This window comes from Candidatus Poribacteria bacterium (genome assembly GCA_026706025.1).
In the GTDB taxonomy this organism is placed as follows: Bacteria; Poribacteria; WGA-4E; order WGA-4E; family WGA-3G; genus WGA-3G.
Genome location: JAPOZO010000040.1, coordinates 1 through 12,796, shown reverse-complemented (window position 1 = coordinate 12,796; position 12,796 = coordinate 1). Strand labels below are relative to the sequence as shown.

The following is a 12,796-nucleotide window of genomic DNA, read 5'->3' as shown; positions in this document are numbered from 1 at the left end:
AAATCAATCGTAGGCACCGGGGCGATGGTTACCCATTAAACGCTGTTGACGGTCTGTTGCTTGCTCCAAGATCGCATCATTGAACTGAAACCGATTCAGGTAGGGCGGGAATTTCTGCGTGATCATCCGATTCGCGTAATGCACTTGTAATAGGTATCGGGTCTGATCGCTCCGATTCGCAGTGCCTCGGTGCCAGACCTCACTCCGGAAAATCACGACATCACCACCATTACAAAGGATACTCTGTTCCTTTGCACCTTTCCATTCGGCTTCACCATCGGGTCGTCGTCCGGAAAGATGGCTACCTGGAACGAACTTTGTTGGACCGAGATCTTCGTAGAGGTCATCGAGATAGTAGTGAGCGGTTGTGATGAAAATTGGCACCTTGACGCGCGGGTCTTCCAAGAGGTCTGCTGGCAGCGGGATAGGCAGCCAATCTATATGCAGTCCTTGATCGGGGCGCCCTGGACCTGTTACCCAAGCGGTCATGCCGATGACGTGACAATCGTCACCGTGAACGGCTTCTGCTAATTCAATGACCGGAGATTTGTCGAGGTAATGCAGAAACACTGGGTCGCGATTGAAGGCGTTATTGATGTGTTTGTTAAGGAAACCGCTGCCGTTCTCAGGCAGGTTGTGCCGATCAAAACTTTCAGGGATCGCGGTGAGTCGATCCATTGCATCGCGAAGTTCCGCGAGTTGTGCCTCGTCAATAACCTTTGGAAGATAGGCATACCCGTCTTCTTCCATCGCCTTGACTTGGTTTTCGAGATCAGGGTAGGCTACGAGAGGTAAGGCTTGGCTCATTATCTGCTTCTCCTTTTAGAAAAATAAACTGAACATGGAATCTCCCACTTGTGTATTTTACAACTTTCGAGCGTTGATGTCAACTTTTTTTCTGAACAATTCGTTAACAAAGTGCATCCAATATAGTGTAAAGAAGAATAATAGTTATCACAAAAAGGAGAAAATAAAAATGAGAAACGAAAACGTAACGCCCGAAGTTCATGAATCTGTAAAAAATGTTAATACTAAAGATACTGGTATCCGTGTACTGGGGGTTGTACTGGAATCCTTACCGGGTAATCTGTTCCATGTGAAGTTAGAGGAGAACGACCACAAAGTTGTGGCGTACCTCGCCGGTAAGTTGATGCAGCACAAAATCTGGGTGCTTCCCGGTGATCAGGTTACCGTTGAACTTTCTCCGTATGACCTGACGCGTGGACGCATTGTCTGGCGGAATCCCGGCAATTAGAAAATGCCTTGAGAGGTGCGCGGTTTCATGGCGAGCGTTAGCTGCGTCTAATCGCGCGCCTTCTGTTATGCAGATTAATTTTCAATGCGTGTAGTTACACGTTTCTGCAGGTGAACCTAACTATGGAAGGAATAGTCATAAAAGCGAGGGGTGGTGCGTACGAGGTACAAGTAGACAAACAGTGTTATACTTGTGCCGTGCGTCACCACCTCATTGAAGATGAGAAGAAGCGGCTCGCCGAGACGAAAGAGATGCCGTACGTCGATTTGGTCGCAGTTGGCGATCGAGTTCGCATTTCAGTTCCTGCGAGTACAGAGGAAAATGGGTACATTGAGGAATGTCTCCCTCGCGAAACCCAATTTGGACGTACACGTATGGACGGTTGGCGCCAGGTGATCGTCGCTAATTTAGAGATACTGCTTATCATCTTTGCTGCTCGGCATCCGACACTCAAGTTGCGGATGCTGGATCGGTTCCTCGTTACAGCTGAGGCATCTGATGTGGAACCGGTGATCTGTATCAACAAAATGGATTTGGCAAAATTGGAGAATGTACAGGGCGAATTGAAATTATATGAAGAATTAGGTTATAAAGTGGTTTATACAAGTATCATGACGGGTCTCGGTGTTGATGAATTGCGCGAAGCGATGCGGGATAAGATTTCAGCGATTGTAGGATCGTCAGGGGTTGGGAAGTCTTCTCTCCTGAATGCGTTACAACCGGGACTCCAATTGCGCACGGGTGAGGTGGACCAACGTATCCACAAAGGACGGCATACAACGACAGAAGTCATGTTAATGCCGCTTGCTTTTGGCGGATTTGTGGCGGATACCCCCGGTATCCGGACGCTTGGTTTGCTTGAGATTGATGACGAACAGGGATTAGATATCCATTTTCCTGAGATGCGTCCTTATATCCCGGAGTGCAAATTTGCGGCATGTACGCACCAGCATGAACCCGCATGTGCTGTTAAACAGGCGGTTGAAACTGGCAATATTAGTCCACTCCGGTATGAGAGTTATCTCCGGGTCTCTGGATTCAAGGAGGGGAGATATGAACGAAACACAGATAAGAGAAGAGCGGAGCGAAACCCGAGACGACGCAAACGCTGACCTTGAGAAGTGGGCGGATGCGATTAACAACTTGTTACGCATTATTGAAAGGAGCGAACGGAAACTTGGATATTTCCAGAACAGAGTAAAACAGGCGAAATTCATGGATCAACCGAATCAGCGTAAGATTCGGACTGCGGGTGCTCAAATAGGCGTGCACTCTGCCCAATTAGAGGGGTTGCGTAACGAATTGCGGCAGCTGGAACGCCTTTACAGTGGCGGTATTTCCCTCCGGAATACCACAGAGAATGAGCTTCGTCAAATTTGGGGATGGATCAACCGCCCCGGCATCAGGAATCTTCTTTATACAGCGCGGGTTTCGTTTGAGACATTTCTGGAGGATTGGCACCGTTGGACGGCAGATAAAGATATATATACGCTGGCTATTGAAGTCTGCACCACACGCCTCCTCATCGGATTTATGCTCCTTGAGTGTAATGCTGACACGGTTACAGTCAAATTCGTCATCATTCGACCCGATTATCGCGCTCGCGGGTACGGCACTGACACACTCATTGAAACCGTCCGATACGCGTTTGAGATGCTCGGCGCTGAGCATGTTACGCTACAGGTGTCACCCGACAACGGTCCCGCGCTCACCTGTTTTGAGAATGCTGGCTTCCAGTACCTTAGTTACACCGACATGACGCAGCAGACTTACACCATGGGGATTGAGCACAGCGAGTGGGCAGGCGATAAAGTCATAGATGAAGAGGATGTTGCGCCACAGTTGAGTGCTCCACTCAAAGTGTTTTTTGATCCTGAGGAATGATTTTCATGTTTTTATAGATGGGCAAAGCGTATTTGGTGAACGGGACAGAGGATGATATTTCTCTGTCCCGATTTTTTTTTAGATGACTATGATGTAATTCTGTTAGCTGCCAAAAGTGCATCCAAAAATGTGTAAAATAGTAAGGCTGCATAACTTGCATTAATAATAAAACGAAATATCCATGGCAATGGAGAAAACAGTGATAAATTTTTGTAACGTGTTAAATAGTTCATCGAGTGTGCGGGTGCATGCGCATTGGGAACCGATTGCGGATGCTACATTTAATATGCACAACGATTCACCAGAACTCGCTGAGATGTTTAATCTGTCCCCTTAATCGCTACGAGTACCGATGCTCAAAAAGCCAATGCTTTTCTGGCACGTGTTTCTGTTGTTCCGCACTATTAGGGCGGACGCAAAATTGGAAATTCACTGATGAAACGTTACATAGGCACTGTAAGACTTATTCACAAGGTTTGAGACTACGCCAGTAAAGCGTTTTGCATTTTCTAAAAAAGAGAAGAATTGGTAGTAGGGTAAACTTGATGTTGACAACACTCATCCGTAGAGAACTACTTGACAACCTGATGACGTTTCGCTTCGCTGCAGCCGTTTTCATTACACTGTTGCTTGTGGTTACAAATACCGTTGTGCTTATTAAGGACTATGAACGACGCTTGGCAGGCTACAACGATGCCGTTAAAATGCATCAACGCCAACTCCAAGAGACAAATACCTATTCAGCAGGTGAAGTGTATGTTGACCGTCCACCGAACCCCTTGAGCATTTTCAATGTCGGATTCGACAAGCGACCCGGAAACGAAGTTAAGGTAACACACGGATATGTCCCGTCGCTGTGGGATGCTGACAGGCACGGTTCAGATAATCCGTTTATGAACATTTTTACATCCATGGATATTGTCTTTATTTTTGAGGTTGTGTTGAGTTTGTTGGCACTGGTTTTCGCCTACGATGCCCTCGCTGGAGAGCACGAGCGAGGGACATTACGTTTAGTCTTGACTAACCCCGTTCGTCGCGGACATATCCTGCTTGCGAAATACATCAGTGCGATGCTCTGCCTGCTGGTGCCATTGCTGATGAGCCTTCTCCTTGCTGTGATTTTACTAACGAATTCCGCTGCTATTTCCCTAAATATGCATGATTTCCTGCGCATCGGCGGCATTATTTTCGCATCTGTTGCGTATCTGTCAGTGTTTTACCTCATTGGCATGCTGATTTCGGCGGCGATGCGTCGAACAAGTAGCGCATTGATGCTCTCTATGTTCATCTGGGGGTTTTTAGTGCTGGTCTATCCAAACGTGACGCTTGCTGTGATCCGCCGTTTTGAGGCACCACAAGCGCGCACGGCGTCCACCTTCAACCAAATTGAACAGATTTGGGAAGAATTTGACAGAGAACGGAAACACTTCCTTGCCACTGACGCTTTCCCAGGTGAAGATTGGGGGCTTGAACTCAGGGGAGGCGGATCCCGCCATGCTTACCTTTGGGACGACCCTCGGACGCTATTTTACACCTATGAAAGTGTCATGAATTTTGAAACACTTGGTGGGGAAGATGAACCCAAGATCCCTCACGCGCAGCATCATTTCCGTTTCCTCGGTCGGCTGGTTACGGATACAGCAGACCAAACGTGGCTTATCCGAAAGCCTGCATTGGAGGATATTTTTGTTAAACCCGCGAAAGTGGAGAGGGCCTGGTTGAAACTCTCGCCTATTGGATTATATGATGCTGCAACTCAAGCATGGGCAGGCACGGATATGCTGGGTGCCAGAGATTTTTTCGATGCCGTGAGACAATACAGACGTCAAGTGATTAACTACCTCTACGATAAAGATGTATTTGGATCTCGTGAGTGGTTTTCTGCGGACAAGGGTGCGCCGGATTGGGGAAGCTTTCCACAATTCTCTTTTCAAAGAGTCGATACCCATATAAATGCCAAACGAGCACTGCCGGATGTATCTTTACTGCTCATGATCAATGGAGTCCTGTTCATCATAATATTTCTGATTTTCGTCAAGAGTGAAGTGTAGAGTAGTCGTCAGTTATCAGTTGTCAGTTGTCAGTTGAAAGACATTTGCTTAAGTCAAAACTCTCTTCTAACGGATACCGATGACTGGTAACGGTAAACCATTCCACTGAAAACTGAAATCTAAACGATAACCTCTTAACTGAAAACTGAGAACTGAAAACCGATAATTATAATAAAATGTGGCATATCGCAAAACGTGAACTCTATGATAATCTCAACAGTCTTCGGTTTGCACTCGCGATCGTGTTGCTCATCGGCTTGATGCTGACCAACGCTGTTGTGCATCTCTATGAACACCCGAAGCGGGTACAGGCATATAGCGATGGGGTTACCGAATACCAGAATCATTTAGCGGCTTCTGCGGATGAGAGTTTGTATAGACTCGCACAAAAGGGACCTGGAGATCTTTACAAAAAGCCGTCGGCACTCCGTTTCTGTGCAGAAGGTAGTGAAACTGACTTGCCGGGGCAAGCAATAGGGGGTACCTTGCGTTGGAGCACTGACAGATTAGAAAGTTCTTGGATACTTGCATATCCGTCAGTTGATACCAGTCTGGGGAATTTACGTCCAGACGTTACCTTGGTGGATTGGAGTTTTATCGTCGGTTACGTTTTGAGTCTGATAGCACTGTTGTTTACCTTTGATTCAATCTCTGGTGAACGTGAACGTGGCACCCTGCGGTTGATATTGGCAAATGCAATTCCGCGTCACACCGTCCTGATTGGCAAGTTTTTGGGCGCATTGATCAGTCTTAACATCCCATTTACACTTGCGATATTGATGAACCTTTTGGTGATTTCGACATCAAGCGATATCCACCTCAATGCTGAAGCATGGGGACGGTTGGGCATCATCTTTTTTATTGCGCTGCTTTACACGTGTCTTTTTCTGGCGTTAGGGCTGCTCGTTTCGGCACGTGTGCAACGGAGCGCGGTGAGTCTGGTGATCCTCCTATTGGTTTGGGTCTCTCTTGTCGTTTTTATGCCGGGTACGCTCGCTGCGATTGCGGGGGATGCCGCATCGCCCAGGGCGACTCACGGATTTTATGAACGTTCTTGGCAACTGCATAATGAACTTCGGGATCAATACAGGTCTCGTTGGCGGAAAGCGCGTGGAGATTCAAGAAAAAAAATAGAGGTGGATGGTGCGTACGTCTCTAAAGACGCTGAACAGCAGGAACACTTGCAGAAGGCACGCTTAAAACAACAGATTTCACAAGTGATCCGCGCACGCGCCATCACCCGAATGTCTCCTGTCACAATTGTTCAGCATATGTTTGAATCCTTTGCTGGAACGGGTTTCGAGCGGCACCTGCAATTCTTAGAAAATGTGAAAGTTTACGCCCGTGAATACCGAGAGTTCGTTGTTGACACTGATAAAGCGGATCCGGAAAGCCTCAATGTCATTGGGGTTCGCGAGGGGATGTCGCAGAAGCCTGTCAGTCCAGAAGCGGTTCCCATATTTGAAGACACACTCAACTTTAGTAAAGATTTTAATACTGCAGCAGTTGATTTATTGTTGTTAACACTGTTTGTTATAGTTCTGCTATCGGGAGTATATCTCGCGTTTGTGCGCGTTGAGGTATAATACAACTCGAACTCACATTGGAAATTAGGTTGTTTTTTGACCCCAAAGCATACTTTTTTCCGTTTTTTTTTCCAAAAACATGCAAAAGTGCATCCGAAAATGTGTTTAAGCGAATCATTGTCATTTTTTAATGGCGATGGTATCTTAATACCGCTTTATCGCGGTAGAGAGAAAAAGGAGGAATTTGTTATGTTAGCAAACCAGAGGAGGTGTGACACTTAGTGTTGCGCCCTTGCGGTGTGACACTAAGTGTCGCACTCTTTGGAAAGGGACGGAGGGTTGAACTCCCTCTGTCCCCTATTTTGACATATTTCGCAAAGTATGCTATTTTCGGGTCAGGATGTGCGACACGCATTAAACGCAGGACCATTTAGTCTTCCCGATTTTGATCGGAAGATCGCGAGCACAGCTCGCTCCTACGAAGATCGCGAGCACAGCTCGCTCCTACAAGGAGATGGGACGATTTAGCGTTTACGTTTATCGGGGAACTAAATACCCCTTGCATTAAACCAGATTTTTATGGCATATTTTTGTGTTTTTTAGTATACTATTCGGAGTCGTTTGCGAGAGGTGGTCGTTTTGCCCCTCTTGTACCGTTTCAAATTACAAACATAGACATAAATAAGAAGGAGGAGGAGGTACCTACTCATGTTATTAAGAATAAGTTCGAGCCACGCTACATTTTATTTGAACAGATTTAGTTCAAGGCGATGGTGCCTCTGTCCATTGACATATTGATGGAAATGGCATAGGCGCAGTCGCCTCATACTGAGGGAGTTGCTCTATCTATGCCAAGATTTAATCCAGATTTTTGGGAGATTCCGGTCCCGCCGGATTTTTTTGACCAGTTCACCACCGAAGACTATTTCTGGTATCAATCACCTGATGACGAATATACGGAGGCACGTCGTGCGAAGCGGCAGGCGGTTTTAGAACAGGTTCGTCGCATTATCGCGAAGGAGTTAACCACACGTCAAACCGAGTGCGTCCAACTCTACTTCTATAAAGGTAAAACGCAGGAAGAGATTGGGAATATCCTCGGCATTTCGCGCCGTGTTGTGAGTCAACATCTTTTTGGTGTTACACGCAATGGAAAGCAGATAGGCGGTGCAATTAACAAAATCCGAAAGGTGTGTCGAAAACTGGGAATAGAATTTCCATAGGTGTCACGGTAGAATCTGTAATTAATCTTATGAGTGCAATTCAATGCGAGAGGAGACCTTGAAGGCACCCTCTCGCTTGAAAGCACTTCATCACTTCCACAAATTTGGAAACGCTGCGTGCACATCAAACGAGGCGTTTTCAACCGTTATCATACCAACCCGAAAAAGTATTCCAAATATAGTTTGGAGTTCAGTGTTTAACTGGCTTCTTTAAACCGATAGCCCACCCCATGCACCGTTTCGATATGCGTACCGAATTCGCCGAGTTTGCGTCGAAGACGGCTCACATGCGTATCCACTGTTCGATCGATGCCGTAATAATCCTGACCCCATATCACGTCCATTAGGATATCGCGCGTAAAGACGCGTCCGGGGGATCGTGCGAATAGCGTAATGAGTTTAAATTCAGTCGCTGTCAGGTCGATTGGACCGTTCTCGGTTAGTACCTGATGTTTGTCCAGATCAATCGTTATCCCGTGTGTTTCGATCTGATTGGTATCTTCTGTCTGTTTGCCGACTTGGATACGGCGTAGGACGGCAGATACTCGTAGAACTACTTCCCTGGGGCTAAAGGGCTTTGTGATGTAATCATCTGCCCCGAGTTCTAACCCGGCGACCCTATCTTTTTCTTCATCTTTCGCTGTTACCATCACGATAGGAATATTTTTGGTCCGTGGGTCGTTCTTTAGTAAACGACAGACGATCATACCATCTACTTCTGGCAACATTAAATCGAGTAAGATAAGATCCGGTGTTTTTTCGACCGCCCGATGCAGTGCATCTGCACCGTTCCGGACGTAATCTGTTTCAAAACCCGCTTCTTGTAGATTATATCGTAATAAATCCGCTATATCACGTTCATCTTCAACAATTAAAATTTTTGCATCCATTTAAATCCCCCTCGCGGTCAATTTTTAACAGCGCAATATATTTTAACAAATGAAGCAGACAATGTCAATTTTAAGAGACGTTTTACCCGCCAAACGATAGATTAAAAAAAAATGGTGAAAACGAGCAGGAGATATGCTATTATGTAATAAAAAACCAAAAGGCGGTGATGATTCATTAAAACGTTAATAGATATGCTTTGTTGGTCAAGACTGACTTGGCGACTGAATTTTTGTTTTGCCTGTTTGCTTGCGGTATTCACTTTCTCTTCGCGCGATGGCTTCAGTATGCGCGGATTCACAGCAGAAAATGCTATTACACAAAAACGATATGAGACTGATTTTAAAGCACTCGTTTCAGCGGAAAGGTGTAAGCATCGATTACGGCACCTAACTGAAGAGCCACACCTTGCTGGGACAGAGAATAGCCGCAAGGTGGCGGAATACCTTCGCACGGAATTTGAAAGTTACGGTTTACAGGTTCAGGTGTATGAGTATCATGTCTATCTTCCGCATCCGCTTGAGGTGCATGTCGAACTTGTATCGCCTGTGCAACATCTCGCTGTTAGCAAAGAAGCGGGTTGGGAGTGGGATAAAGATTCTTATGAGACGGAGATAGTGCCGGGGTACAACGCCTATTCACCTGATGGAGATGTAACAGCGGAACTGATCTATGTCAACAGAGGTTTGCCTGAAGATTACCAAATTCTCCAGGAACGCGGTGTTTCGGTGGAAGGGAAAATCTGTATTGCCCGATATGGTGGAAGTTACCGCGGTGTGAAAGCGAAAGTCGCGGGTGATAATGGCGCTGTGGGGTTAATCCTGTATTCAGATCCTGCTGATGATGGATATGTGCGTGGGGATGTCTACCCGCGTGGTCCGTGGCGTTCGGAGGATGCGATACAGCGTGGAACAGTGAAATATATCTTTCAGCACGCCAGCGATCCGCTAACACCCGGCTGGGCAGCGACTCAAGATGCCGAAAGACTTTCGATTGATGAAGCGACAGATCTCCCGAAGATTCCTGTAGTTCCGCTTGCTTATAGAGATGCTGAGATGTTTCTAAAGGCTCTTGCGGGCCCGAATGTTCCTCGAGAATGGCAGGGCGGTTTGCCTTTTGCTTATCACATCGGACCGGGACCGGCAAAGGGTCGCATTAAGGTGCGTTGCGAACACAGCATCCGTCCGATTTACAACGTCATTGCGACGTTGGAGGGAACGGAATATCCAGACCAGTGGGTAATTTTAGGGAACCATCACGATGCTTGGGTTTACGGTGCAGCGGATCCTGGCAGCGGTACAACTGCTCTCTTAGAAGTTGCGGAATGCTTGGGTGAACTCGCCGAGAAAGGCGTACGTCCGAAGCGGACGATCGTTTTCGCGGCATGGGATGCAGAAGAGTTTGGCATCCTCGGTTCAACGGAATGGGTTGAGGATTTGAAATCGACCCTGCAGCAGAAGACTATCGCCTACCTTAATGTGGATATTGCCGCGACGGGTGGACGGTTCTATGTGAGTGCGATCCCCTCGCTACGAGAATTGATGCGCGAAGTGGCACGAACTGTCGTTGATCCAAGGACGTTGAAATCGGTTTACGAGAGTTGGAAAGTAGCACAGGACAGAGAGGTACCGCAGGTCGGTAATCTCGGAAGTGGTTCAGATCATTCGCCATTTGTTGGGCATGCAGGGATCCCGGCAGTCAGTATGGGATTCAGTGGTGCTTACGGGGTCTATCATGCGATGCAAGATAACTTTTACTGGATGGAACATTTTGGTGATCCGACGTTTCAGTATCAAGCGGCGATGTCGCAAATTTGGGGGATCCTTGCCCTGCAGCTCGCCAACGCCGACATTTTGCCCTTTGACTATGAGACTTACGCGACGGATCTGATGCCCCCCCTGAAAGTGTTGCAAAATTCCGGTTCAGAAAACAAAATTGCTAAGGACGTTAAAATTTTAGATGATCTCCTCACAGAATGGCAACAGGTGGCAGGTTTGTTGAACCAAGGATTTGTGCGTTATCTTGCTTCCGACGACCTGTCTCAGATTGCAGAAATAAACCTGCGGTTGTATCAGTTAGAGCGGCGTTTGACGAGTGAGGCGGGTTTACCCCTGCGTCCGTGGTTTAAACATCTTATCTATGCCCCGGGTTTTAATACGGGTTATGCAGCGGTTGTTTTCCCTGGGGTCTTAGATGCTATCGAGCGGGGAGATGATGCCGCGGTACATGCAGAAATTGATAAGTTGGTTGCGGCATTCACCCGGATGATTCAGGGGATTAATGAAATCCGAGAGATGTTGTGATTAGCCGTCAGCCGTCAGCCATCAGCCGTCAGTAAAGAAGGTTTCGCAGGAGATTGAAAGTCCCCTGATAAGGGGGATTTAGGGGGTTTCTTCCATCGGAAATCTTCATCCAACAATACGCTCAAACTATTTATGAGACGCGCTGTTATAGTTCCTCGCGGCTTGAGGGTGTGACAGCTACGGCAGATATTGCTTGCAACATGACAATATCGCCAACTTGAAAAGGACTGTTGTAATCGGTCTGAACGAAGTAATCCTGTTCATCTATTTCAACACGATAAGTGAGATCGTGTCCTTTAAACGCCTGCCCCACGATCCGTCCGCTTTTTGCCCCGCTCCGCCAAGCATCAGGTGCGATCATCTTTAGGCACTCCGGGCGGATTGAGAGAAGCACATCGCCAGCGGCTTCACCGTCCACCTTTACGCGTCCAAATTGGGTTTGGGCAACTCCGTTTTTCACGTGTGCGTGGATGAAGTTCGTTTGTCCAATAAAAGAAGCGACGTAAGCCGTTTTCGGATAACGATACACGGCTTCAGGTGTGTCAATCTGTTCAAGCGATCCATCTTTCATCACGCCCAACCGTTCAGCGAAACTGAATGCTTCCTCTTGCGCGTGTGTGACGAGTATCGCAGAAATGCCTTCGGCTTTCAGGAGGGTACGGACTTCTTCACGGGTTGACTGTCTTAATCCTGGGTCAAGACTTGAGAAGGGTTCGTCTAAAAGGAGGAGTTTCGGCCGTCCGATAATCGCGCGTGCAAGTGCGACGCGCTGCTGCTCACCACCGGAGAGGTGGTGTGGCATCCGTGTCTGTAGTTGCGTCAAACCGACCATACGAAGTACATTTAATGCTCTCTCACGTCTCGCTCTTTTGGTGGCTTTTCGGAGGCCGAAGGCGACGTTCTCAAGGACATTTTTGTGTGGGAAGAGGGCATAGTCTTGAAAAACGAACCCGATACCACGCGATTCGGGGGGCAGATGGATTTCGTTGCTCGTGAGGATTCGCTTTTCCATAGCGATTGTGCCAGCGTCTGCCTTCTCAAAGCCGGCGATGAGACGCAGGGTGGTGGTCTTTCCACAACCACTGGGTCCCAAAAGCGCGAAAATTTCGCCCGGATAGACGCTGAAACTAATGTTTTTAACGATAGGGGCTTGGTTGGCTGTGAAGCCTTTTGTAATTGTGTTTACCGTGAGTAGTTGCGTTGGCATTAGGTTTCTGTCTTATCTTGGCTGTTGATGGCTATGGTGCTGTTCAATTATTACAAGTATATGATTAAATATCCGTTTTGTCAAATTAGGTGTTTTCGATTGTCAGTTATGGGTTCCTAAAGTGTGTGTCCCGCGCCAGATGATGGCATATAGAGGTTCAAAGCGAAACTGATGAGACTCAAGATGCTCCGCGGGATGTAATCACCTAAAACGAGTCCGAGGAAAAAAGGTATCGCTTTACGGTACGTCTGCCAGCCTGAAAAGCGGAGGATTAGAAATTTAATGAGCCAACTCACCATTACAGGGAACCAGAAATAGATAAGTCCACCCCATGAGGCACCTGAGAGTACATACCCCGATGGGTGAAGTGTCCACCATAATAAGCGCGTCCGCAGAAAGTTAAGAAGGAATACGAAAGCGAACCCGCCAGACATAAAAGCGACTGCGCTGATATCGGGT

12 protein-coding genes are annotated in these 12,796 nt (G+C 47.2%); 8 read left to right on the top strand and 4 right to left on the bottom strand.

The features are described 5' to 3' along the window. Positions 1-3 precede the first annotated feature (3 nt). A complete protein-coding gene (locus tag OXH00_08810; GenBank protein ID MCY3741106.1) occupies positions 4-807 on the bottom strand; it encodes a phytanoyl-CoA dioxygenase family protein in 804 nt (267 codons plus the stop codon). Between the two features lie 169 nt (positions 808-976). Here OXH00_08810 and infA point away from each other — a divergent pair, with 169 nt between their 5' ends. The 7 genes from infA to OXH00_08775 all read left to right on the top strand — a co-directional run bounded on the left by infA (position 977) and on the right by OXH00_08775 (position 7,939). After that, complete coding sequence (infA, locus tag OXH00_08805) at positions 977-1,255, top strand: translation initiation factor IF-1 (GenBank protein MCY3741105.1); 279 nt, start codon at positions 977-979, stop codon at positions 1,253-1,255. Positions 1,256-1,377: 122 nt separating this feature from the next. Next, positions 1,378-2,367 (top strand): ribosome small subunit-dependent GTPase A, encoded by a 990-nt coding sequence (gene rsgA, locus OXH00_08800; GenBank protein MCY3741104.1) that lies wholly within the window; start codon positions 1,378-1,380, stop codon positions 2,365-2,367. Next, a complete protein-coding gene (locus OXH00_08795) occupies positions 2,309-3,139 on the top strand; it encodes a GNAT family N-acetyltransferase (GenBank protein ID MCY3741103.1) in 831 nt (276 codons plus the stop codon). Before rsgA ends, OXH00_08795 begins: the two co-directional genes overlap by 59 nt. A gap of 199 nt (positions 3,140-3,338) precedes the next feature. Continuing rightward, entirely contained in the window at positions 3,339-3,476 is a 138-nt protein-coding gene (locus OXH00_08790; protein MCY3741102.1) for a hypothetical protein, read from the top strand. A 208-nt stretch (positions 3,477-3,684) separates the two neighbouring features. Beyond that, the gene (locus OXH00_08785) at positions 3,685-5,190 is read left to right on the top strand and encodes an ABC transporter permease subunit (GenBank protein ID MCY3741101.1); all 1,506 of its coding nucleotides are present in this window, start codon (positions 3,685-3,687) and stop codon (positions 5,188-5,190) included. Between the two features lie 176 nt (positions 5,191-5,366). Next, positions 5,367-6,776: an ABC transporter permease subunit gene (locus OXH00_08780; GenBank protein MCY3741100.1), complete on the top strand. Its 1,410-nt coding sequence runs from the start codon at positions 5,367-5,369 to the stop codon at positions 6,774-6,776. A 788-nt stretch (positions 6,777-7,564) separates the two neighbouring features. Continuing rightward, on the top strand, positions 7,565-7,939 hold the full coding sequence (locus tag OXH00_08775; protein ID MCY3741099.1) for a hypothetical protein: 375 nt from the start codon (positions 7,565-7,567) through the stop codon (positions 7,937-7,939). A 197-nt stretch (positions 7,940-8,136) separates the two neighbouring features. Here OXH00_08775 and OXH00_08770 read toward each other — a convergent pair whose 3' ends face one another. After that, positions 8,137-8,829 (bottom strand): response regulator, encoded by a 693-nt coding sequence (locus OXH00_08770; protein ID MCY3741098.1) that lies wholly within the window; start codon positions 8,827-8,829, stop codon positions 8,137-8,139. A 285-nt stretch (positions 8,830-9,114) separates the two neighbouring features. Between OXH00_08770 and OXH00_08765 the strand changes: the two genes are divergently transcribed. Beyond that, positions 9,115-11,130, top strand: coding sequence for a M28 family metallopeptidase (locus OXH00_08765; protein ID MCY3741097.1), 2,016 nt, complete (start codon positions 9,115-9,117; stop codon positions 11,128-11,130). Between the two features lie 145 nt (positions 11,131-11,275). On the opposite strand, the gene OXH00_08760 is transcribed toward OXH00_08765, so the two are convergent. Together OXH00_08760 and OXH00_08755 are read right to left on the bottom strand one after the other, a co-directional pair. After that, positions 11,276-12,337 carry an ABC transporter ATP-binding protein gene (locus OXH00_08760; protein MCY3741096.1) on the bottom strand — a complete coding sequence of 354 codons (1,062 nt, stop codon included), beginning with the start codon at positions 12,335-12,337 and terminating at the stop codon, positions 11,276-11,278. A 116-nt stretch (positions 12,338-12,453) separates the two neighbouring features. Then, positions 12,454-12,796 (bottom strand): hypothetical protein (locus OXH00_08755; protein MCY3741095.1); only part of this gene is annotated, 343 nt, incomplete at its 5' end.